Source organism: Streptosporangium sp. NPDC000095 (assembly GCF_042899335.1).
In the GTDB taxonomy this organism is placed as follows: Bacteria; Actinomycetota; Actinomycetes; order Streptosporangiales; family Streptosporangiaceae; genus Streptosporangium.
The window spans coordinates 1-23,336 of the sequence record NZ_JBIAZS010000026.1 but is presented as its reverse complement, the minus strand read 5'-3'; the positions used below and the strand labels follow the sequence as shown (position 1 = coordinate 23,336).

The window sequence follows — 23,336 nt, the reverse complement described above, 5'->3', positions numbered from 1 at the left end:
CAGAGCACACCGGTGCTGGTGCCACACTGGGGAACCATGCGAAACGGACGCCCTCTTCTGGCCGCTGCCGCCCTCGCCGTCCTGACCACGGGGGCCGCCTACACCTTCGGTCCCGAGGCCGCACCCGCCCGGCCGAAGGGCGACAAGAGCTCGGCGGCCTCGTCCGAGACGGCCGACGCGACGACCGCCGCCTCGGCGCGCTGCGACGTCGACGCGAAGTATCCCAAGCGGCAGCTGCGCGGAGTGTGGATCGCCACGGTCAAGAACATCGACTGGCCCTCGCGCACCGGCCTGTCCCCGGCCCGCCAGCAGGCCGAGTACGTCAAGATCCTCGACGACGCGGTCAAGCGGCGGTTCAACGCGGTGTTCGTCCAGATCCGTCCCGCCTCCGACGCGCTGTACAAGTCGGATCTGGAGCCGTGGTCGCAGTATCTGACCGGCACGGTGGGCAAGGACCCCGGCTGGGACCCGCTGCCCTTCCTCGTCGCCGAGGCCCATCGGCGCGGCCTGGAGTTCCACGCGTGGTTCAACCCCTACCGCGCGTCCGCCGACGGCGACCTGTCCAAGCTGCCCGCGAGGCACCCCGCCCGGCTCCACCCCGAGTGGATCGTGAAATACGGGGGTCTGGCCTACTACAACCCCGGCCTGCCCGCGGTCCGCGACTATGTCACCAAGGTCGTCAAGGACGTGGTGACCCGCTACGACGTCGACGGGGTCCACTTCGACGACTACTTCTACCCCTATCCCGTGGCGGGCGCGAAGTTCGCCGACAACGCCGCCTTCGCCAAGTACGGCAAGGGCGCCACCCTCGCCGACTGGCGCCGCGCGAACGTCAACAAGCTGATCGCGCAGGTCGACAAGACCGTGCACGAGGTCAGGAACAGCGTGAAGTTCGGTGTCAGCCCGTTCGGGATCTGGCGCAACAAGGCCGAAGACCCCAGCGGTTCGGCCACCGGCGGTATGTCCGCGTACGACGCCATCTACGCCGACGCCCGTCACTGGATCAAGAAGGGCACGGTCGACTACGTCATCCCGCAGCTGTACTGGCCACGCGGGCTCAAGATCGCCGACTACGACGTCCTGATGCCGTGGTGGGCCAACGAGGTCAAGGGCACCGGCGTGCACCTCTACATCGGCCAGGGCCTGTACCGTGTCGGCGCCACCGACACGGCCGCCTGGACCAAGCCCGGCGAGATGTCCTCCCACCTCACGCGCAACCGCAAGTACGAGCAGGTCACCGGTGACGTCTACTTCAGCGCCAAGCAGCTCGCCACCAACCCGCTGGGAGCGATCGACCGCGTCGCCAAGGACCACTACAGCCGCCCCGCGCTGCTGCCGCTGATGAAGGACCGCGGCGGCCAGGCTCCGGCCAAGCCCGCCGACGTGCGGCTCCAGGGCACCTCCCTCGGCTGGAAGAGCTCTCCTGACGCCCGTTCGTACGCGGTCTACCGGATCGCCTCGGGCAAGCCCGGAGACTGCGCCATCGCCGACGCCCGCAACCTGGTCGCGGTCGTGCCCGCGGCGGCCGGCGACCGCCAGACCTTCACCGCGACGGGTGGCGGCACCTACCTGGTCACCGCCCTGGACCGCCTGCAGAACGAGAGCGATCCCACCACGGCCAAGAACGGGACCTGAGAACCCGATCCCCGCCGGTCTCCTGACACGCTGGACCGGTGACACGATCTTGCCCTACGGTTCCAGCACCTGGCAGGAGCCTGAAGGGGAGGTCGTTCGTGAAGCGGACGCTTGTCGCGCTCGCGGTGGTGCTGGGCCTGCTGTGGCCGGGGGCCGCGCAGTCCGCCACTCGAGTGGACGGACGGGTGGTGCTGATCGGCATTCCCGGCCTGCGGTGGAGTGACCTCAGCCCCACCGGCACCCCGAACCTGTGGCAGCTCGCCGGGCGGAGCGCGGTCGGCTCCCTCTCGGTCCGCACGGTCGGCAGGGTCACCTGCCCCTACGACGGGTGGCTGACGGTGTCGGCGGGGGTGAGGTCCGCGGTCGGCTACGGCTGCGGACTCCCCCCGCTGCCCGAGCCCGACGAGGCGGGCGCGGTCATCCCCGGCTACGAGTACCTGCACCGGGTCGCCGGCCAGCGCAACGCGGGCGCCCTCGGCGAGGCCGTTCACGCCGCCGGTGAGTGCACGCTGGCGATCGGCCCCGGGGCCGCGCTCGCGCTCGCCGACCGCTCGGGCAGGGTCGACGTGTACGCCCCCTCCCCCGCCCAGATCCGCGCCGACGCGCTCACCGGGTGCCGGGTGATCGCCGTCGACGTCGACGACCTCATCAGGCCGTACCTGACCGGCGACCGGCTGCCCCGGGAGGAGGACGGGCTCACCGCGCGGGAGCGGGCCGCGGCGCTGCGCCTCGCCGACGCCAAGGCGGGGGCGGTGCTGAGCATGCTGCCCGAGGACACCCGGGTGCTGCTGGCGGGCCTGTCCGACCACGGCGGCAACCCGCACCTGCGGGTGGCGATGATGCGTGACGCAGACGTCTCCGGCCGTTTCCTGGGCGCGGCCTCCACGCACCGCGACGACACCACGATCCTGCCGGACATCACCGCGACGATGCTCTCCCTGACAGGCGTCGCGGCGCCGCCGGGTGTGATCGGGGTTCCCTGGCAGGCCGCCGAGAGGCGCACCGGCGGCACCGAGACGGCGCGGGTCGCGCTGGATCGGGCCGACGTGGCCGGGGAGACGATCAGGAACGTGGGTGGGATCTTCTTCACCACCGTCGCGGTGCTGCAGGTCGCGTTCTACCTGGTCGCCTTCCTGCTGATGCGCCGCAGGCGAGGGCTGAGCGGTATCCGCGTCGCCGCGGTCGCGCTGGCCTCGGTGCCCGTGTCGACGTACCTGGTGAACCTCACCCCCTGGCATCACGCGGGCTCGCCGGTGCTCGCGCTGGTCGGCGGAATCGCCGGATGCGCGTTGCTGCTGGCCGCGACCGCGCTGGCGGGGCCCTGGCGCCGGGCGCCGCTCGGGCCGCTGGCGGTGGTGGCGGGGGTGACCGCGGCGGTGCTGGCGGGCGACCTGCTGACCGGGACGACCCTGCAGCTCAACAGCGTGATGGGCTACAGCGCCGTGGTCGGAGCCCGCTACTACGGGCTGGGCAACATCCCGTTCGCGCTCTTCGCCACCTCGGTGCTGCTGTTCGCCGCCACGATCGCGCACCGGCTGACGCGCGCCGACCGCGCCGACCGCGCGGACGCGCCGGTGGACCGGCCGGCTCTCGGCGATCACGCCGATGCCCCCGTGGTGGATCGACCCGCGCACGAGGGCGCCACGGTCGCCGTCGTGTCGGCTCACCCGATGGGCGGGAGCCGCGCGAGCGTGGTCGCGGCCGCCGTCGTGGCGGCGCTGGGCGGTTTCGCGATGATCCTGGGCGGCTGGCCGGGCGTGGGCAGCGACTTCGGCGGGGTGATCGCGTTCGTGCCGGGCATCGCGGTGACCGCGCTGCTGATCGCGGGCAGGCGGGTCTCGATCGTCAAGCTGGGCGCGTTCTGCGTGGCGGGCGGCGTCATCGTGATGTCCATCGCCTACCTCGACTATCTGCGTCCCGCGGGCTCGCAGACGCATCTGGGCCGTTTCGTCGGCCAGGTGTTCACCGGGGAGGCCCTGGAGGTGATCGGCCGCAAGTTCGGCGCGATGCTGGGCACACTGCTCAACCCCAACCTGATGCCCGTCGTGATCGCCGCGGTGGCCTTCCTCGTCTACGCGCTGCTCCGCCCGGAGCAGGCGAGCGCGGGGGTGCTGCCCGCCGCGTTCGCGCACTCCCCCGCGCTGCGGGCAGGGCTGATCGGCACCCTGGTCAGCGGGGTGGTCGGCATGCTGGTCAACGACTCGGGGGCCGCGGTGCTGTCCATGGCGCTGGCGCTCGCCGTGCCGCTGACGCTGTCGGCGGGCATCAAGGCGCTGGACGAGGACGTGCCGCGCTACGAGGAGCCGGGCCAGCAGCCGGCGAGCAACTCCCTGGTGTCGCGCAGCAGCTGAGGAAGCACCCTGGTCTGGCCGACGACGGGCATGAAGTTGGTGTCGCCGCCCCACCGGGGCACCACGTGCTGGTGCAGGTGGGCGGCGATCCCGGCGCCCGCCACGCCTCCCAGGTTCATGCCCACGTTGAAGCCCTGCGCGCCGCTCGCCTTGCGCAGGGCCACCAGCGCCCGCCGGGTGAAGTCGGCGAGTTCGAAGGTCTCGGCCTCGTCCAGGTCGGTGTAGTCGGGCACGTGCCGGTAGGGGCAGACCATCAGGTGGCCGGAGTTGTAGGGGTAGAGGTTGAGCAGTGCGAAGACCTTCTCTCCCCGCGCGACGACCAAACCGTCCTCGTCGCTCATACGGGGGATCTCACAGAACGGGCAGCCGTCCTCGGGGCCGGAACCCGCCGGTTTACCCTCCCCCTTGATGTACGCCATCCGGTGGGGGGTCCAGAGTCTCTGGAACGCGTCCGGTGTCCCCGCTCCGTGCTGCGCCTCCGGCTCGTTGCTCATGGCCGCCAGCATATTGCCACGCCGATTACCGTCGTCTCGCGCCTCCCCCCGGCCTTCCCGAGCCTCCGAGAAGGCCCGCCGGGGCTAAAGGCCCGTGGGCGCCTCAGGCCCCCCGTGGAAAGGTTTCCGAGCCCTCCACGGGAGACCTTCCGCCGCCCAGAGTGCTCAGACCTGGACGCGGCGCTCGATCGCGTCGACGATCTCGGCGATCGCCTCGTCGACCGGCACCCCGTTCTTCTGCTCGCCGTTGCGGAAGCGGAAGGAGACCGCGCCGTTGGCGATGTCGTCGTCGCCCGCCAGGAGCATGAAGGGCACCTTGGACTTCTGGGCGTTGCGGATCTTCTTCTGCATGCGGTCGTCGGAGGCGTCGACCTCGATCCTGATGCCCCGCTCGCGGGCCTTCTTGGCCAGGTCCTGGAGGTAGGGCGCGTGGGCCTCGGCGATCGGGATGCCGACCACCTGGACCGGCGCGAGCCAGGGGGGGAACGCGCCGGCGTAGTGCTCGACCAGGACGCCGAAGAAGCGCTCGATCGAGCCGAACAGCGCCCGGTGGATCATGACGGGCTGCTGCCGGGAACCGTCGGTCGACTGGTACTCCAGCTCGAAGCGCTGAGGCAGGTTGAAGTCGAGCTGGATCGTCGACATCTGCCAGGAGCGGCCGATCGCGTCACGGGCCTGCACGGAGATCTTCGGCCCGTAGAACGCCGCGCCGCCCGGGTCGAGCACCAGCTCCAGCTTCTCGGACTCGGCGACCTCGCGCAGGGTCTCGGTCGCCTCCTCCCAGTCCTCGTCGTTGCCGACGAACTTGACCGGGTCCTTGGTCGACAGCTCCAGGTAGAAGTCGTCGAGGCCGTAGTCGCGCAGCAGGTCGAGCACGAAGCGCAGCAGCGACTTCAGCTCGTCGCGCATCTGCTCGCGGGTGCAGTAGATGTGCGCGTCGTCCTGGGTGAGACCCCGCACGCGGGTGAGGCCGTGCACCACGCCGGACTTCTCGTAGCGGTAGACCGTCCCGAATTCGAACAGCCGCAGCGGCAGCTCCCGGTAGGAGCGTCCGCGCGCCCGGAAGATCAGGTTGTGCATCGGGCAGTTCATCGGCTTGAGGTAGTACCTCGCGCCTTCCAGCTCCATGGGGGGGAACATGCCGTCGGCGTACCAGTCGAGGTGACCGGAGATCTTGTAGAGGTTCTCCTTGGTGATGTGCGGGGTGTTGACGAAGGAGTATCCCGCCTCCTCGTGCCGCCTGCGCGAGTAATCCTCCATCACGCGGCGGATCACGCCGCCCTTGGGATGGAAGACCGGCAGGCCCGAGCCCAGCTCGTCGGGGAAGGAGAACAGGTCGAGCTCGGCGCCCAGCTTGCGGTGGTCGCGCTTCTCGGCCTCCTCCAGCAGGTGGAGGTATTCGTCCTGCTTCTCGCGCGACTCCCACGCGGTGCCGTAGATCCGCTGGAGCTGCGGGTTCTTCTCGCTGCCCCGCCAGTAGGCGCCGCCGGAGCGCATCAGCTTGAACGCCGGGATGGACCGGGTGGTCGGCACGTGGGGGCCGCGGCACAGGTCCTTCCAGCGCAGCTCACCGGTCTTGGCGTCGAGGTTGTCGTAGATGGTGAGCTCGGCACCGCCCACCTCGACGCTCTCCTCCTCGGCCGCGCCGCCCTTGAGGCCGATCAGCTCCAGCTTGTACGGCTCCGAGGCGAGCTCCTCGGCGGCCTGCTCGTCGGAGACGGGCCTGCGGGAGAAGAGCTGCCCCTGCTTGACGATCTCGCGCATGCGCTTCTCGACGCGCTTGAGATCCTCGGGGGTGAACGGGTCCTTGACGTCGAAGTCGTAGTAGAAGCCGTTCTCGACCGGCGGGCCGATGCCCAGCCTGGCCTCGGGGAAGATCTCCTGGACGGCCTGGGCCATGACGTGCGCGGTGGAGTGGCGGACGATGGCGCGCCCGTCGGGGCTGCCCGCGGGAACCGGCTCGATCACGTCGCCCTCGGCCACCGGGGCCGCGAGGTCCTTCAGCTCGCCGTTGGCGCGGGCGGCGACCACCGAGCGGCCGTCCGCCTCCAGCGCCTCTCCGTACGTCGTGCCTCCCGCCACCACACGCGCTGCTCCGGCGATGGTGACACGAAGTTCTGGCACGGCGGACACTGTTGCTCCCTGGGAGAGGTCGACGAATGGTCTGGGAATCGATGCTACCGGTGTCGGCAACGCGATTTCTCAGGCGTCGCGGCTCCGGCGGTAGCCCAGGGAGGTCAGCTCGGCCCGGGTGCCGCGGAAGACGTTGCGGTCGAGGGGCCTGTTCGAGTGCTGGTGGATCGTCCACCTGTCCCACGGCCTCGGCACCTCCGGCCTGCCCCGGGGGTGGTCGGGCGCGGCGATCCACAGCGGATAGGGCTCCAGCCCGGCGCAGTTGCCGCTCCGCGCGAACGACAGGAACGTGTAGATCACCGGCTTGACCCCGGCGAGCGCGACGACCGCCTGGCACCAGACGCGGGCGAACCGCGCCACCCGCTGCGCCGGTAGGTGATCGTTGGTCTCCAGGTCGAGGGCGAGCAGGTCCCCCCTGCGCAGCCCCGCCCGCCGCACGATCCGCAGGAAGTGCACCGCCTGCGCCTCCGGGTCTCCCGCGGGACGGGCGAAGTGGTAGGCGCCGCAGACGATCCAGCTCTCGCGCATGCCGTTCCAGTTGGTGGCGAACCACTTGTCGGTGAAGGTGCTCCCCTCGCTGGCCTTGGCGAACGCGAAGGAGACCCCGCCCCTCGCGTGCGCGCCCCAGTTGACGGCGCCCTGCCAGTTCGACACGTCGATCCCCTGCAACATGGCCGTCAGGCTAACCGCCGGACGGGACGGGGCACACGCCCGACGCTCCCTCGGCGTACTGCCATTGCGGCTGCTTTGGCTAGGCTTGGTCGGCGTGAACGCAGCAGCCCAGACCTCCGGCGCCTACGCGGCCGGCATCGCGACCATCACCTCCGGCGGAACCGTGCTCGACACGTGGTTCCCGTCCCCGCGGCTGGGCGAGCCCCCCTCGCCGGGCACCACGCGGCTGACCGAGCGGGAGGCGGCCGAGGAACTCGGTTCCGAGGTCGCCGCGCTCCTCGGCCCCGACGAGGACCGCGGCGTGGAGGTGGTCGCGGTGCGCACCGGCATCGCGAAGCTGTCGGAGGCCCCCGCCGACGCCCACGACGCCTACCTGCGCCTGCACCTGCTGTCGTCGCGCCTCGTCCAGCCGCACGGCCAGAACCTGGACGGGCTGTTCGGCCTGCTCAGCAACGTGGTGTGGACCAACCACGGGCCGTGCGCCGTCGAGGGCTTCGAGCAGGTGCGGCTCCGCCTGCGCGCCCGGGGTCAGGTGACCGTCTACGGGGTGGACAAGTTTCCCCGGATGGTCGACTACGTGCTGCCCACCGGCGTCCGGATCGCCGAGGCCGACCGGGTCCGTCTCGGCGCGTACCTGGCGAGCGGCACGACCGTGATGCACGAGGGCTTCGTCAACTTCAACGCCGGCACGCTCGGCACCTCCATGGTCGAGGGCCGCATCTCGGCGGGTGTCGTCGTGGGCGACGGGTCGGACGTCGGCGGCGGTGCCTCGATCATGGGCACCCTGTCCGGCGGCGGCAAGCAGGTCATCTCCATCGGGCGGCGCTGCCTGCTGGGTGCCAACAGCGGCGTCGGCATCTCCCTGGGCGACGACTGCGTCGTGGAGGCGGGCCTCTACGTCACCGCCGGGACCAAGGTGGTCCTGCCGGCGGAAGGGCCCGAGGGACGGGTGGTCAAGGCGTCCGAGCTCTCCGGCGCCTCCGGTGTGCTGTTCCGCCGCAACTCCACCTCGGGCGCGGTCGAGGCCGTGCCCCGTACGGGGACGAGCGTGGAGCTCAACAGCGTCCTGCACGCCAACGACTGACCGTCTGATCGTCGGCTCTCGTCCGGGAGCCGCTCCGGGAGCACGGCCCGCCGTCCTCGCGAGGGGCGGGGACGCCTCTCCGGTTCGTCCCGCGCGGGGCTCGCGGATGTTCGTCCGCGGGCCCCTCAGCTGACAGAGTGGCCCCACGGGTCCGCTGGGGCCCGCTTGAGCCACTGGGGCCGCTTGAGTCACTGGGGCAGCCGGGGCCACTGGGGCCACGACCCTCACGCCCGAACGGGGGCGGTCCGCGCTGGAAGGATTCGGATGACCGGTCAGGGGATGGCGGGCGACGGTGAGATCGGTGGCAGCGGTGGCAGCGGTGGCAGCGGTGAGAACGGTGAGAACACGGCCGGGGCGGTGGCCCGGTGGGTGACCGGGCTGTTCGCGCCGCAGGTGCTGGTCATCGGGCTGCCTCCGCTCGTCGGGCTGATGGCGGACGGCTGGCCCGGTGCGGTCTGGGGCCTGGTGGCCTCGGCCCTGTGCGGCGGGATCCCGGCCCTGGTGATCCTGAACGGGGTCCGTTCCGGACGCCTCGACTCCCACCACCTGGTCGACCGGTCGAGCCGTACGGTTCCGCTGCTGGTCGCGGTCGCCTCGGTGGTCGTCGCGCTGACGCTGCTGATCCTGCTGGGTGCCCCCCGGCTTCTGGTGGCCACGGTGACCGCGATGCTGGCCGCGCTCGCGGTGACGGTCCCGATCACCTTCCGGTGGAAGATCTCCTTCCACGCGGCCGTGTCGGCGGGCACCGTGGTGGTGCTGGCCCATGTGCTGCCCGCCGCGCCCACGCTGGTCGCGGGCGCGCTCGTCGTGGCGACGGTGTGCTGGGCGCGCGTCAGGCTCACCCACCACACACCCGCCCAGGTCGCTGCGGGGACCGCCGTCGGGGCGGGGACGGCGTGGGCGGCCCTGAGCGCCTTCGGCGTCTGAGCGGGACCGCCCCCTACGTGGGTGGCGGGGGAGAAAGAGCCCTCAGAGGATCGGCGTCGCCGACGGCCGCTCGCGCGGGGCGCCGGGCGGCAGGGGCGTAGGAGCCTTCACAGGAGGCTCTTGAGGAACTCCCGCGTCCGGGTGCCCGGGGAGTACTCGGCGGCGACGAAGTCGGTGACCCCGGCCTTGGCGAGCGCCTCGATCCGCGCCGACACCTCGTCCTCGTCTCCGACGATCGCCACATCCGCGGGCCCTGCGGCGCCCTCCCTGTCGAGCATCGCCCGGTACGACGGCAGCTGGCCGTAGATCTCGAATCGCTCGGCGGCCAGTGCCCTCGCCGCCTCGGCGTCGTCGGTGACACAGACGGGCAGCGCGCACACGATCCTCGGCTCAGGGCGCCCCGCGGCCCGCGCGGCCTCGGTGACGGCGGGGGCGACGTGCTCGGCCACCGTCTTGGCGCCGGTCATCCACAGCACGGTGCCGTCCGCCACCTCCCCGGCCAGCCTGAGCATCCTCGGGGCCAGGGCGGCGATGAGCACGGGCATGTCCCTCGGCCCCGGCGTGTTCAGGCCCAGCCGTGCCGTGAGGGTCTCCCCCTCGAAGGAGACGTTCTCCCCGCGCACGAGCGGCATCAGGATCGACAGGTATTCGCGCATGTGGCGGGCGGGCCGCTCGAAGCTCATGCCGTAGATGCCCTCGATCACGATCTGGTGCGAGAGACCGATACCGAGGGCGAGCCGCCCGTCGAGGGCGGCGTTGACGGTGAGCGCCTGCTGGGCGAGGACCGCCGGGTGGCGCGGGTAGGTCGGGACGACGGCGGTGCCGAGCTCGATCCCCGGCACCTGGCTTCCGGCCACGGCGAGCGCCGTCAGGGCGTCGAGGTCGAACGTCTGGGACATCCAGACGGAGGAGAAGCCGTCGTCGGCCCCGCGGGCGATGCTTTCCCGTACGTCGCCGAGCGCGTCCGGCTTCTGGGAGCCGCTGAGGAACAGTCCGAATCGCATCGTTACCGAACTCCGTTCTAGGAAGTTTCGCCCAGTCTAGATCGCTCGCGGCGAACACACGGCGACCCGGGCACGGCGAGTCGGGGGCGCACGGCGCGAGGCCGGGGGGCTCACGGGAGTTCGGTGAACCGCTCCACCTGCTCGATCTTGCCCGCGATGACGATGACGTCCCCGTACCCGAGTACGGTCCCCGCGTCGGCGTAGGTGAACTCGTCGTACTGGCCCTTCACGCACACCACGGTCACGCCGTACTTGCGCCGCAGGTTGGACTCGCCCAGGGGCACGCCGACGTACTCGCGGGGCGGACGGGTCTTGACCACCGCGTAGTCGCCGTCCACCTCCATGTAGTCGAGCATCCGCCCGTTGAGCAGGTGGGCCAGCCGCTCCCCCATGTCGTGCTCGGGAAGGATCACGTGATGGGCGCCGACCCGCTCCAGGATGCGGCCGTGCTCGCGGCTGATCGCCTTGGCCCAGACGTCCTCGATCTCCAGCTCGACGAGCAGGGACGTGGTGAGGATGCTGGACTCCAGGTCGGTGCCGATCGCGACCACGGCCCGGTAGAAGTCGGGCACCCCCATCTGCCGCAGCGCCTCGATGTCGGTGGAGTCCGCGACGACGACGTGGGTGAGCTTTCCCGCCAGGCTCTGCACCACCTTGGGGCGGTTGTCGATCGCCAGCACCTCGGTGCCCCTGCGAAACAGCTCGACCGCGAGGGAGCTGCCGAAGCGGCCGAGCCCGACGACCACCACCGGGTCGTTCCTTCTGTCAGCCAACGATCGTCCTCTTTCGGGAGTCCGCGGCCACGGGGGTCCGCCAATGCGAGGAGCCCGGAGGCGGACGACAGCCTCCAGGCTCCTCTATGCGTCTCACTGCGCGGGCCATCAGGCCCGAATTCGCCCGATTCTATCTCAGGGGAACTCCAGAAGGGTTTCCTCGCCGCCCTCGGACTCCCCTACGGATCCCGCGAGGGTGTCGAGAACCTGCTGCCCGTACTTGGCCAGCTTGTTCTCCCCGACCCCGCTCACCGTGCCCAGCTCGGCCAGGGACGAGGGCGCCCTGGTCGCGATCTCGCGCAGGGTCGCGTCGTGGAAGATCACGTACGCGGGCACGCCCTGCTCCTTCGCGGTGGCTCCGCGCCAGGCGCGGAGCAGCTCGAACACCGGGACCGCCTCCGGCGGCATCTCGACGGGATCGGCCCGGCGCGAGGTGGAGGTCGCCGAGGACCGGGAGGCCTTGGCGGCGCGCGGCGCCCTCTCCGGCTCGCGCCGCAGTGGCACCTGGCGTCTGCGGCCCAGGACCTCCGCGCTCGCCTCGGTCAGCACCAGCGTGCCGTAGTCGCCCTCGACGGCGAGCAGTCCCTGCGCCAGCAGCTGGCGGACCACGCCGCGCCACTCGGCCTCGCTCAGCTCCGTGCCGATGCCGAACACCGTCAGCCCGTCGTGGTCGTGCTGGATGACCTTCGCCGTCTTTTTGCCGAGGAGAATGTCGATGATCTGACCGGCGCCGAACTTCTGGCGGCGTTCGCGCATGAGCCGGAACACGGTCGACAGGACCTTCTGCGCGGCGACCGTGCCGTCCCACGACTCCGGGGGCGACAGGCAGGTGTCGCAGTTGCCGCAGGCGGTGCCCTCCTGGCCGAAGTAGGCGAGCAGCCGCACGCGGCGGCACTCGACCGCCTCGCACAGGGCGAGCATCGCCTCCAGGTGGGTGGCCAGGCGGCGCCGGTGGGCGTCGTCGCCCTCGGAGGTGTCGATCATCTTGCGCTGCTGCACGACGTCCTGGAGGCCGTAGGCGAGCCACGCGGTGGAGGGCAGGCCGTCGCGCCCGGCCCTGCCGGTCTCCTGGTAGTAGCCCTCGACGGACTTGGGCAGGTCGAGGTGGGCGACGAAGCGCACGTCGGGCTTGTCGATGCCCATGCCGAACGCGATCGTGGCGACCATGACGAGGCCGTCCTCGCGCAGGAAACGCGCCTGGTTGGCGGCGCGGACGCGGGCGTCGAGCCCCGCGTGGTAGGGCAGCGCCTCGATGCCGTTCTGCACCAGGAACTCGGCGATCTTCTCGACCGAGTTGCGCGACAGGCAGTAGACGATGCCCGCGTCGCCCGCGTGCTCGGTGCGCAACAGCTCCAGCAGCTGCCGCTTGGGCTCGTTCTTGGGGGCGATGCGGTACTGGATGTTGGGGCGGTCGAAGCTCGCCACGAAGTGGCGGGCCTCTTCCAGGTTCAGGCGGGAGGCGATCTCGGCGTGGGTGGCCTTGGTGGCCGTCGCGGTCAGCGCGATGCGCGGCACGTCGGGCCAGCGCTCGTGCAGCGCGGACAGGGCGAGGTAGTCGGGCCGGAAGTCGTGCCCCCACTGGGCCACACAGTGGGCCTCGTCGATCGCGAACAGCGAGATCACTCCGCTGTCGAGCAGCCGCAGCGTCGCGTCGACCCGCAGGCGCTCCGGCGCCAGGTAGAGCAGGTCCAGCTCTCCGGAGAGGAAGGCCGACTCGACGGCGCGGCGCTCCTCGAAGTCCTGGGTGGAGTTGAGGAACCCGGCCCGTACGCCGAGGGCGGTCAGGGCGTCGACCTGGTCCTGCATGAGCGCGATGAGCGGTGAGATCACCACTCCCGTGCCCTTCCGCACGAGGGCGGGGATCTGGTAGCACAGCGACTTGCCGCCACCGGTCGGCATGAGCACGAGGGCGTCGCCTCCGGAGACGACATGCTCGATGATCTCCTGCTGGCCCTCCCGGAACGAGTCGTAGCCGAAGACGCGCTGCAGGACCCGCGACGCGTCGCTCGCCTCGGGGCCGTTCTCGGGGGAAGCCATCGGGACAGTGTACGAGGATCTTCCCGCCGGTCGGCGACGAACAGGCCGCAACCGCGGGAGGCGCCCGGCACCGCACCAGGCCATATCGGGCCATACGGACCGGGGGCGTCGGTGTGGGGCGGGCCGTGTGCCGGTTCGGCGGTGACGGAGCGATCCAGCGGGGATGGAGCGGTTCGATAGAGATTTCGATCGAGATAGGGAGCGGGGGAAGGTGCCGCCGGGAGGGTCGGTCCTCCCGGCGACACCGGCTTGCTTCCCTGCTGTCTTATTTCGGCTGCTTTGTTTCGGCCTTCTTTCGGGTCTCCCGCGGGATCACGGGTTGACGTTGATCGTGAAGGTCGACGTCGTGTTCTTGATGTTCTGGAAGTTGTCGCTCATCCGGAGGTTGTTGAACGTGGCCGAGCCGACCGCCGGTCCCTGGCCCGGCTCGGGCATCTCGTTCGCCCAGACGGCCCAGCCGGACTTGGCGTCGAAGGCGTCGCCGCTCTTCCTGGCACCGGTGATCGAGATGTTCGTGAAGATCGTGTCGGTGACCGGGTTCTGCGGCTGGCCGCCGACGTAGTTGGTCTGGAACATGATGCCGCCGTAGGTCGGGTCCACGATGTCCACGTTGCTCACGCGGATGCCCTGGAAGACCTTGGAGGCGGAGAAGACCCAGATCGCCGGGAAGACCTGCTGCCCCCAGAAGTGACCGCCGGCGCGGACGATCGAGATGTTCTCGAACCTGGTGGGCGGGCTGGCGCCGAAGCCGTTCATCGGGTAGCCGAAGTCCAGCGAGCTGATCGTGATGCCGGAGTAGACGAGCGTGTCGGCGATGTAGATGTTCCTGAAGACGTTGTCGTACCCGCCGTAGACCGCGACGCCCGCGGCCCGCCAGGTCAGGATCGACGTCAGGTTCTCGTAGACGTTGCCGCGCATGTCGGCGCCGCCGGCGTCGATCGCGGAGAACAGCGCGAAGCTGTCGTCTCCGGTGGCGCGGGCCTCGTTGTTGCTGACGAGGTTGTCGGTGCTGCCGTTGGTCATGTTGATGCCGTCGGCGAACATGTTGCGGATGCGGGAGTTCTTGATCGTCACCCGGTCGGTGTTGGCGCCCCAGTAGAGGCAGACCATGTGCTCGTTCCAGATGTTGTCGATCACCACGTCGGCGACGTTGGCGAAGTCGAACACCTTGCCCGGCCCGTCGATGCGGGAGGTGTAGTTGCCGAAGTAGGCGAAGTTCGCGAAGGACGAGCCGTTCGCGCTGGCCTCGGCGCGGAAGCCGATGTCGGTGTTGTCCTGGTTGCCAGGCGCCCGGAACTGGGTGTACCAGGGACCGGCGCCGACGACCTTGACGGCCTTGCCGTAGACCTGGAACTTGCTCGCCGTCTGGTAGGTGCCCGCCGGGAGATAGACGCCGACCAGGGTGCCGGTGGTGTCCATCCGCACCCGGTCGAGGGCGTTCTGCACGTCCTGGTGGGTGAAGCCGGTGGGGGTCGTGTACCTGGCGGGGTCGGGGTTCGCGATCGGCGAGACCTGCTCGGTGTTGATGAAGTCGATCGCGTACGTCGTGGTGTTGGCGGGGTCCTTCTGCAGCCTGATCTTGCTGCCTGCCGGGACGGTGGTCCCCAGCATGACGTTGGCCTCGTCGTAGATGTGCCGCGGCCCGCCGGAGCCTGGCGAGTTGCCGGGGCCCGCCTCGGGGCCGTACAGCCAGGCGTACTTGGACGTCAGGTTGATCGGCTTGAGGAAGGTGCCGTTGACGTAGATGTTCAGCGTCGAGTCGATGCCGCCGCCGCCCGGGGCGTCGGGGATGGAGAAACGGGTGACCAGGGTGTTGGTGCTCGCCTTGGTGGTGAACTCGACGTAGCTGCCCGTGCTGTTCAGCGTCACGGCCCTGCGGCCCGACGCCTCACCCGCCACGTCGCCGATGGTGCGGTTGGGGCCGACCACCGCCGCCCCGCCGCCGACGACGGCGTCCTCGGCCTCGTACATCTCGTACGGCATGTTGGCGCCACGACCGACGAAGAGCGGCTGGACGGTGGTGTTGTTCGCCCGCTTGACCGGCAGCTCGTTGGCGTCGTCGGCGAGGACGGTCCTGACGGTGTACTTGCCGTTCGCCGCCGTCCAGGTGCCCAGGTTCACCGGGCTCGTGGTGGCACCCGGCGCGATCACGCCGCTGTGGGAGCCGGTCAGGGTACGGACGACGGTGCCCGCCTCGTTGAGCACGGTGAGGGTGATGCCGTGGGCGCCGCTCGCGGAGGCGAGTGTGCCCTGGTTCTTGATCGCCACGGAGAAGGTGACGACGTTGCCCACGGCCGGGTTGCCGGGGGTCCAGCCGGTCGTGGCGACCAGGTCGGAGGTGTCGACCGGCCTGACCACGAGCGGGGCGGAGCTCGTGAAGGTGTTGTTCGACTCGTTCTGCTCGATGACGGTGTCGTCCTCGTCGACCTTGGCGCTCAGCGGGTAGCTGCCCGCGTCGCGGGGACCGGCGGCGGCCGACACCGTGACGGACGCTCCGGCGGCCAGCCCGGCGACCGAGGCGGTACCGACCTTGGTGGTGCCCAGGTAGAAGTTGACGTTCGTCGCGCCGGAGGCAGCGGAGCCGCCGTTGCGCACCGTGGCCGAGAGCGTGACGGAGTCGGTCTCGACGGGGGACGCGGGGGACGCGGTCACACCGGTGATCGTCAGGTCCGGGTTCGGCGCCGGGGTGCCGATGACCTGGAACTCGGCGACCTGCCCGGCGGGGGCGCCGGTGTTCGAGGTGAACCTGAGCTGGACGTCGGCGTAGGCGCCGCTGACCGGGATCGTCACCGTGTTGCCCGAGGCGGGGTCGAAGGTGTGGTTCGCCGCCGCGGCCAGGGTGGTGAAGGTGGTCGAGCCCTGTCCTCGCCCGAGAACCTGGATGTTCTGCGTGCGCGTCGCCCAGACGCTGTCGGGGTTCAGCTTCACCACGACCGAGCTGAGGGTGGCGTTCGCGCCAAGGCTCACGGTCAGCGTGTTGGGGTAGCTGCCGCCGTTGCCCTCCCAGTAGGTCGCCGTGTCGTTGTCGTTGGCGTTGGCGGCCACGAAGGTGAAGACCGAGGAGGAGGCGGTGATCGCCTTGCCGACGGCAAGGTTCGACCCCGGCGGGGTGCTGCCCGTACGGGTGACGGTGTTGCTGTTTCCCGACTGGTTGCCCGCGGCGTCCTTGGCCTTGACGTGGTAGGAGACCGTCGCGGTGGCCGGCTGGGTGTCGGTGTAGGTCAGCACGTTGCCCGCGACGCTGGCGCGCAGGGCGTTGTTGGCGTAGACGTCGTATCCGGTCACGCCGACGTTGTCGGACGAGGCGTTCCAGGTCAGCCTGATCTGGCCCGAGCCCGGCTCGGTGTAGGCCAGGTTCGACGGCGTGCTCGGCGGTGTCGTGTCACCGCCGGAGCCGGGTCCGTACACCTCGAACTCGGAGAGCTGACCGGCGGGCCAGCCCGTGTTCGCGGTGATGTTCAGCCGGAGGTAGCGGGCGCTGGTCGTGGCGAAGTCGATCGTCACCGTGTTGCCGGTCGCCGGGTCGAAGGTGCGGCCGGCGGAACCGGCGACGGTCGTGGTGGGCGTGGCGCTCGTGCCCGCCAGCACCGACAGGGTCTGCGTCCTGGTGTTCCAGGCCGCCGCGGGCGGCAGCTTCAGGACGACCTGGTTGACGCTGGTCACGGCTCCGAGGTCCACCTGAACCCACTGCGGGAAGGTGTTGTTGCTGCTCTCCCAGTAGGTGGTGGCGTTGCCGTCGGTGACGTTGCCCGCGCCGTAGGGGGCGTTGACACTGCTGGAGGAGGCCGCCTTCCCCACCGCCAGGTTGGGGCCGGCCGCCGCCGAGGCCGGTGCGGTGACCGCCCCGGCCAGAGCGAGCAGGCTGGTCGCGGCCGTCGCCGCCATCAGCCGTAACGCCAGGTAGTGCTTTCTCATCGCGTTCCTCTATCTCTCGTCTGGGACGACAGGGTCGGGAGGGAGGCCGCGGCCTCCGCCACGCGACGCGCTCGGCACCCGGGGGTGCCTCGCCCACAAGGCGCCGATCCCCGGTCCTCTTGTTCCGGGTCCTCGGAATCCGGCGGGCCGGCCGGATGATCTGTGCCGGCCGAGCCGTGAGCCGTGCCTCGTTCGTCGCTGGGGGGTGCTGGTCGCCGTTACGCCGGGGTCCTTCCTGCGGAGGTGGCCGGCGGGACGAGCGACGGTGAACGTCGGATCTTTCGATGGGGCCCGGACGGGGGGTGTCCGGGATCGCGGGCCCTGACCGGTCGCGGCCCGGGGCGCTCCGCCGGGCGCGGGCCACGGCGCCCTACCTTCGACTGCCTTCGACGGCCGTCGACGGCCGTTCAGGTCGGCACGAGGGCGATGAGTGTCGCAACCGGCTGCCAGGGCGGCGAACGGCCGCGCGATGCCGAGGACGACGTCACCTGGGACCTCTCCGAAGGGGTGGGAGAGATGCGCCGAAGCAGCACATCACTGCCGCAAGTTGCGGAGAATAGAGAGAATTTAACGGGACTTTGCAATATTTTTGCACTGCGCTGGCCAAAGGTTACATACGTGCTACGGCCGCGTCAACGGGTCGAGAAGGCCGGTTCACCTTGCCCCGGACCCTTCTGTGCTGCCCGGCCGGCCACCTGTCCCGGACGCCGAAGAGGACCGCCCGCGCTGGGGGCGGTGAGAGCGCGGCGAAGGCATAGGGTGGCCCACTGGAGTGGTCAGTCGGGCTGAAAGACATCCAGGTCGTAACCGTGCCGAGTCGTGGCGATTCAAGGATGAGGCGACCGGGCGGTCGCCTCATCGCGGAGCCTGCCGGTTTCGAGGCGGCCGTGGAGGATGCCGACGAGCCGGTGGGCGAGCTGTCGCAGTACGATCTCGCGGGCCACTCCGTAAACTCTGATCCTGTCGCGGAGCACTGCCTTTCGGCGGGGCCCAAGGCCACAGAGGTGCCCACCCGTCAGACGGCTGCCGACCAGCGAGTCCGCCTACGGCGACCCGCTACGACCGATGAGGACACACGTGCCGGCGATTCGGCGAATCACCACGCGAAATGCTCGGTTCCAGCAGTGGGAGTCCCTGCTCACCAACCGCAACAAGCGGACCCGGGCCCGCGAATTCCTGGTCCAGGGGGTCCGTCCGATCTCGCTCGCGGTGAAACACGGCTGGCCCGTCCACGCGCTCATCCACAACGGGCAGCGCGACCCGTCGAAGTGGCTGGAGGAACTGCTGCGCACGGTGCGGGTCGAGCGGATCGCGATGGATCCCGAGATGCTGGCGGATCTGGGCGAGAAGAACGAGGCACCGCCCGAGGCCGTCGCCGTCGTGGGAATGCCCGCCGACGACCTCGGCCGCATCGCGGTCGGGGACGACTTCCTGGGCGTCGTGTTCGACCGCCCGACGAGCCCCGGCAACATCGGCAGCATCATCCGCTCGGCCGACGCCCTGGGCGCGCACGGGCTGATCGTGGCGGGTCACGCCGCCGACGTGTACGACCCGAAATCGGTCAGGGCGAGCACGGGCTCGTTGTTCTCCCTGCCCGCCGTCCGGGTGCCCGCGCCGAGCGACGTGCTCGGCTGGGTGGCCGCGCAGCGTGACCGCGGTAAGCCGATCGTCGTGGTGGGCACCGACGAGCACGGCGACCGCGACGTCTTCGACTTCGACTTCACCCAGCCGACGCTCCTGCTGGTCGGCAACGAGACCAGCGGGCTCAGCGGCACATGGCGCGAGGCGTGCGACACGATGGTGAGCATCCCCATGGCCGGGGCGGCGAGCTCGCTGAACGCCGCGAACGCGGCCACCGCGATCCTCTACGAGGCGTCCCGGCAGCGGATCACCGCTGCGAGGACCGGCCGGCGGCGGTGAGGTCGGCGGCGGCGAAGAAGGCGACCGCTCTGGTACCGATCCGCATCAGCTGACGGGGGCGGACACCCGCCCCCACGGGCACGCGACGGCCACGGACGGCCACGGCGACCACCGTGTGCGGCGGCAGGACCTCCCCCAGCGTCGCCGTCATCGCCGGCAGGTTCTTGTCCTGATGGCCTCCCTGCCAGTTGGTCTGCTCGTCGTAGGGCGGATCGGTGATCACGATGTCCGGCTCGTGGCCGTCGATCGCCGCGGCCAGCTGGGCGGGATCGAAGACGTCGGCCCGCCGGAGCCGGTGAGGCACCGGGCCGCCGCCCGCGGCCAGTCGGCGGGCGAGCCGCTCCGCCGCCTCGGCGGCCTGCGCGTAGCCGGGTTTGCCGAAGCGTTCCGCCCGGTCCGCCAGTTCCGCCGCCCTGCTTCGCAGCCCGGTCTCGGTCAGCAGGCCCAGGTTGGCCCGTGCCGTACCGAGTGCGTCCTCGGAGAGGTCGGAGGCGAGCAGCGCCTTGACGCGCGGGCGCTGGAGGAGGGCCAGCACGGTGAGCAGGTAGCCGCTCCCACAGCAGGGGTCCCACACCACGGCCGGATCCGCGCCACCGCGCAGAGCCAGGGCTCGCTGGAAGATCTCGGCGGCGAGCCGTACCGGGAAGGCGGGCATGCCGGGGGCGGAGTGGAGAACGGAGCCGCCGGCGAGGTCGCTGTGATCCACCCGTGTCGTCTCGTACAGGTATGCCAATCCGCCCGTCCTTGTCGTCGAGGCCCTCAGGTTATCCCTGCCGCGCCTTGATCCAGCGGAGGGGAGAACAAGCCCGCACGCCCGCTTTCGGCCGTTCCCGCCACTTGAGGCACGCACGGAGGAGCTCGGGGCGCCCACCTGATCGCATGAGGGTCTGGAGGGCCGGAGGCCCCGCCCAGGCCATCTCGATCACGGCCCGCCGCGCGGGCCCTTCCTGGACAGAGGAAAGCCCCTCGGCTGGTGTCAGCCGAGGGGCCCTGACCTGCTTCTTGCTAGTGTGGGCGATACTGGGATCGAACCAGTGACCTCTTCGGTGTGAACGAAGCGCTCTCCCGCTGAGCTAATCGCCCGCCCTGTGCGGCCCCTCACGGTGCCGACGTGGAAAACCATACAGCAATCCGGGAGCACTCGCGAAGCGGTGTTCGCCACTAGAATGATCTTGAAAGACGACACGGTCGGGAGGCAAAGGTCTGAGGATGCATCCGGCGGGGGGCTACGGTGTCATAGCATCGTCCTGATCCGTAGAAGCACCGAACGACCCGCGCTCGACCCGAATCACCCGAGACGCCCCGCCGGGGAGTCGACGGTGACCAAAACGAGACGCAAAACCCTTGCAAATACGGCCCTGTTGGTGATGTTTAGCCAGGTAGATGCCCAAATGTCGCGCTGTGATGTGTGTTACAGAAGGGCGTGGAGGCGGAATCTTTCCTACAGGTTTCTTTGTTCCGCGTGGTAGCTCGCGAGGGACGAAGCCGTTCGTAGCAGTGAGAGCAGTGAAAGCCCCGCAGAGGGGACCGACGACGAAAAAGGTTTGGCTGACGATGAACAGCTCCACCGTCTCTGCCGAGCTAGGCCTTCGGCTTGTGGTCCCCGACCGTACCACCGTCCCCCTGCTCGCCGGACTCAGCTATACGGCCGGTGATCCGTACGCGATCAGGATGGCCTTCCACGTGGGCAACGACGAGCCCGTCGAGTGGATCTTCGCTCGCGAGCTGCTGACGGTCGGCATCGTGCGGCGGGTCGGCGACGGGGACGTCCAGGTGTGGCCGGCGCGCGCCGACGGCGAGCGCACGTTGCACATAAGCCTCACCTCGCCGTTCGGCCAGGCCCTGTTCGAGGTGCCGCTGGCCCCGCTCACGGAGTTCCTGCACCGGACCTACGAGCTGGTCCCCGCCGGTCGCGAGACCGACTTCATGGACCTCGACGCCGAGCTCAGCAACATGCTCTGGAGTTCCTGACCCGCGCCCCGCGGGGGGCTGCCCGGCTGTCGGAATCGTCCGCGACGCCCTCCCCCAGGCCGGGGGCACATCAGGTTCCGGATTTGAGCAGGTCCCGCATCCGGGCGATCTCGATGCCCTGACCCGCCACGACGTCCTTGGCGGTGGCCAGCATGGCCCGGTCGGCGCCCTCGCGCAGCTGGAGCCCGGCCATCGTGACCGCCGCCTCGTGATGAGTGATCATGAGGGTGAGGAAGAGCGTGTCGAAGGCCGGCCCTCTGGCCGCCCTGAGCCGGTTCATCTCCTCCAGCGGGAGAGTGTGCGCGTCGTGGTCGCCGTGCTCGCCCGGAGTCCTTCCCACCGTCTTCAGCCATGAGGTCATGGCCGCGATCTCGGGTCGCTGCGCGGCGGTGATCCGCTCGGCGAGCCTTCGCAGGGAGGGGGACGACGACCTGGAGGGCACCAGCTCCGCCATCTCCAGCGCCTGCCGGTGGTGCGGGATCATGCCCTCGGCGAACCTCACGTCGGCCGCGGTGACGCGCGCCTCGGATTCTCCCAGCCTCTCGCCCGGTCTCGCCGTGCGACCGCTCTCCCCAGGGCCGCCAGGAATGATCACGGGCGCGCCGGATTCGGCGACGAGCGGGGCAGGCCGCTCCGATCCGGTCTCCGCGCATCCACCGAGAACCGATGCCACCATGATCATGGCGATAACCTGACTCGGCACACGCATCCTCCGCATAGCTTCAATAATGGGGCAAGTGGACCGACATATTGGGGGCACCGTGCGACCGATCGTGGCATTCGGCCTGGCCGGGTTACTTCTCGTGGCCGGGTGCGGGGCGGACCCGACTCCCGCGGCCTCGCCGCCGTCCGCCGCCACCTCGGCCCCTCCGGCCACGCCGGAGGAGAGCCCGAGCTCCACGGGGCAGACGACCTCCGCTCCCGGCGTCTCCGGTGACGGCATCCACAGCGACAACATCACGCATGTGGCCAACGTGCCTCCCGGCGCCCCGCTCGACGGGCCCCAGGCATGGGGGACCGACCTGGCCTTCCAGGGGGACTACGCGTTCGTCGGCAACTTCGAGGGCTTCACCGTCTTCGACATCTCCGAGCCGTCGAGCCCCTCGGTGGTCAGCCGGGTGCTCTGCCCCGGTGAGCAGAACGACATCTCGGTGAGCGGGGACCTGCTGTTCCTCTCGATCGACTCCGTCCGGGCCGGCACCGAGTGCGACGCCCAGCGCGGAGAGCCGGAGTCCGACGGTTTCGAGGGCATCCGGATCTTCGACATCTCGGACAAGAGCCACCCGAGGTTCGTCTCCGCGGTCCGTACCGACTGCGGTTCCCACACGCACACCCTCGTGCCCGGCAAGAGCTCGGACAAGGTCTACCTCTACATCTCCTCCCCCGGCCCGGAGCCCGAGTCGACGACCTGCCCCGCGCCGCACAACAAGCTCTCCGTGGTCGAGGTGCCCGTCAAGGCTCCGGAGACCGCCAAGGTGGTCTCGAAGCCGGTGCTCTCCGGTCAGCTCCCCGAGGACGGGATCGGCGGCTGCCACGACCTCACGGCCTACCCCGAGAAGGACCTCGCCGCCGCGGCCTGCTTCGGTGACGGGTTCCTGCTGGACATCGCCGACCGGGTCAATCCCAAGGTGCTCAAGCGCGTGAGCGACAAGGAGAACTTCTCCATCTGGCACTCGGCGACGTTCAACAACGACGCCACCAAGATCGTCTTCGGGGACGAGCTGGGCGGCGGCGTCAGCGCGACCTGTGACTCCAACACTCCGAAGACCAAGGGCGCCAACGCGGTGTACGACCTCGGCAAGGACCGCAGGCTCACGCTCCGCGGCTACTTCAAGATCCCGAGGGAGCAGGCCGCCGACGAGAACTGCGTCGCGCACAACGGGTCGCTGCTGCCGGTTCCGGGCAAGGACATCATGGTCCAGGCGTGGTACCAGGGCGGGGTGTCCGTCTGGGACTTCACCGACGCGGACAAGCCCCGGGAGATCGGCTTCTTCGAGCGGGGCCCGATCCCGGGGCTCGGCGGATCCTGGTCGGCGTACTACTACAACGGCCACATCTACTCGAGTGACATCACCAGGGGCCTGGACGTGCTCCGCATCGACGACCCCCTCACCGATCCGGCCTCCAAGGTCAGGATCAAGGAGCTGAACGCGCAGACCCAGGTGTCCTACTAGCCCCGTTTCCCACCCGCGCCACATCGTCGCGCCTCAGCGGCGATGTCCGATCGACGCGGTCCGATCGACGCGGCGGGTGAGCCCTCGCGTCGATCGGGGGGCGCGTGCGGGACACGGGATCGGCGGGCAGCCGGACGACCGGCGGCGGGGGGGGGGGGCCCCCCCCCCCCCGGGGCGCCGGGGGGGGGGGGGGCGCCCGGGGGGCGGGGGGGGGGGGGGCGCGCGGCGGCGAACCCCCAAGGCAGT

The 23,336-nt window shown here is 70.3% G+C and carries 16 protein-coding genes and 1 tRNA gene; 7 read left to right on the top strand and 10 right to left on the bottom strand.

Annotation, left to right across the window (positions count from 1 at the left end; translation table 11 throughout):
* Positions 1–36: 36 nt before the first annotated feature.
* Positions 37–1,635, top strand: a complete 1,599-nt coding sequence (locus ACFY3V_RS36875) for a glycoside hydrolase family 10 protein (protein ID WP_389779909.1) — start codon at positions 37–39, stop codon at positions 1,633–1,635.
* A 98-nt stretch (positions 1,636–1,733) separates the two neighbouring features.
* A complete protein-coding gene (locus tag ACFY3V_RS36870) occupies positions 1,734–3,986 on the top strand; it encodes a hypothetical protein (RefSeq protein WP_389779907.1) in 2,253 nt (750 codons plus the stop codon).
* Here the strand turns inward: ACFY3V_RS36870 and ACFY3V_RS36865 are convergent.
* The 3 genes from ACFY3V_RS36865 to ACFY3V_RS36855 form a co-directional block, all read right to left on the bottom strand.
* Positions 3,929–4,480, bottom strand: coding sequence for an HIT domain-containing protein (locus ACFY3V_RS36865; RefSeq protein WP_350949140.1), 552 nt, complete (start codon positions 4,478–4,480; stop codon positions 3,929–3,931). The two genes, ACFY3V_RS36870 and ACFY3V_RS36865, sit on opposite strands and share 58 nt — an antisense overlap.
* Before the next feature lie 165 nt (positions 4,481–4,645).
* A complete protein-coding gene (thrS, locus tag ACFY3V_RS36860) occupies positions 4,646–6,613 on the bottom strand; it encodes a threonine--tRNA ligase (protein ID WP_350949139.1) in 1,968 nt (655 codons plus the stop codon).
* A gap of 69 nt (positions 6,614–6,682) precedes the next feature.
* Positions 6,683–7,285, bottom strand: coding sequence for a glycoside hydrolase family 25 protein (locus tag ACFY3V_RS36855; RefSeq protein WP_362905681.1), 603 nt, complete (start codon positions 7,283–7,285; stop codon positions 6,683–6,685).
* 94 nt (positions 7,286–7,379) lie between these two features.
* On the opposite strand from ACFY3V_RS36855, the gene dapD reads away from it, so the two are divergent.
* Complete coding sequence (gene dapD, locus ACFY3V_RS36850) at positions 7,380–8,369, top strand: 2,3,4,5-tetrahydropyridine-2,6-dicarboxylate N-succinyltransferase (RefSeq protein ID WP_362905683.1); 990 nt, start codon at positions 7,380–7,382, stop codon at positions 8,367–8,369.
* A 264-nt stretch (positions 8,370–8,633) separates the two neighbouring features.
* Positions 8,634–9,296, top strand: coding sequence for a hypothetical protein (locus tag ACFY3V_RS36845; protein ID WP_389779903.1), 663 nt, complete (start codon positions 8,634–8,636; stop codon positions 9,294–9,296).
* A gap of 107 nt (positions 9,297–9,403) precedes the next feature.
* On the opposite strand, the gene ACFY3V_RS36840 is transcribed toward ACFY3V_RS36845, so the two are convergent.
* The 4 genes from ACFY3V_RS36840 to ACFY3V_RS36825 form a co-directional block, all read right to left on the bottom strand.
* Positions 9,404–10,300, bottom strand: a complete 897-nt coding sequence (locus ACFY3V_RS36840) for an LLM class F420-dependent oxidoreductase (protein ID WP_389779901.1) — start codon at positions 10,298–10,300, stop codon at positions 9,404–9,406.
* A 110-nt stretch (positions 10,301–10,410) separates the two neighbouring features.
* Complete coding sequence (locus ACFY3V_RS36835) at positions 10,411–11,073, bottom strand: TrkA family potassium uptake protein (protein WP_350949134.1); 663 nt, start codon at positions 11,071–11,073, stop codon at positions 10,411–10,413.
* Between the two features lie 135 nt (positions 11,074–11,208).
* Positions 11,209–13,110: a DNA helicase RecQ gene (recQ, locus tag ACFY3V_RS36830; RefSeq protein WP_389779899.1), complete on the bottom strand. Its 1,902-nt coding sequence runs from the start codon at positions 13,108–13,110 to the stop codon at positions 11,209–11,211.
* Between the two features lie 312 nt (positions 13,111–13,422).
* A complete protein-coding gene (locus ACFY3V_RS36825; RefSeq protein WP_362905691.1) occupies positions 13,423–17,025 on the bottom strand; it encodes a discoidin domain-containing protein in 3,603 nt (1,200 codons plus the stop codon).
* Between the two features lie 1,077 nt (positions 17,026–18,102).
* Here ACFY3V_RS36825 and ACFY3V_RS36820 point away from each other — a divergent pair.
* Positions 18,103–18,945 (top strand): TrmH family RNA methyltransferase, encoded by an 843-nt coding sequence (locus tag ACFY3V_RS36820; RefSeq protein WP_389779897.1) that lies wholly within the window; start codon positions 18,103–18,105, stop codon positions 18,943–18,945.
* Here ACFY3V_RS36820 and ACFY3V_RS36815 read toward each other — a convergent pair.
* Together ACFY3V_RS36815 and ACFY3V_RS36810 are read right to left on the bottom strand one after the other, a co-directional pair.
* Positions 18,914–19,678: an rRNA methyltransferase gene (locus ACFY3V_RS36815; protein WP_389779895.1), complete on the bottom strand. Its 765-nt coding sequence runs from the start codon at positions 19,676–19,678 to the stop codon at positions 18,914–18,916. The two genes, ACFY3V_RS36820 and ACFY3V_RS36815, sit on opposite strands and share 32 nt — an antisense overlap.
* A 278-nt stretch (positions 19,679–19,956) precedes the next feature.
* Positions 19,957–20,028: transfer RNA gene (locus ACFY3V_RS36810), tRNA-Val, on the bottom strand.
* Between the two features lie 471 nt (positions 20,029–20,499).
* Between ACFY3V_RS36810 and ACFY3V_RS36805 the strand changes: the two genes are divergently transcribed.
* The gene (locus tag ACFY3V_RS36805) at positions 20,500–20,916 is read left to right on the top strand and encodes an SsgA family sporulation/cell division regulator (protein ID WP_350949129.1); all 417 of its coding nucleotides are present in this window, start codon (positions 20,500–20,502) and stop codon (positions 20,914–20,916) included.
* Positions 20,917–20,986: 70 nt separating this feature from the next.
* On the opposite strand, the gene ACFY3V_RS36800 is transcribed toward ACFY3V_RS36805, so the two are convergent.
* Positions 20,987–21,592, bottom strand: a complete 606-nt coding sequence (locus tag ACFY3V_RS36800; RefSeq protein ID WP_389779892.1) for a DUF305 domain-containing protein — start codon at positions 21,590–21,592, stop codon at positions 20,987–20,989.
* A gap of 85 nt (positions 21,593–21,677) precedes the next feature.
* Here ACFY3V_RS36800 and ACFY3V_RS36795 point away from each other — a divergent pair, with 85 nt between their 5' ends.
* Positions 21,678–23,090, top strand: coding sequence for an LVIVD repeat-containing protein (locus ACFY3V_RS36795; RefSeq protein ID WP_389779889.1), 1,413 nt, complete (start codon positions 21,678–21,680; stop codon positions 23,088–23,090).
* Positions 23,091–23,336: the final 246 nt, after the last annotated feature.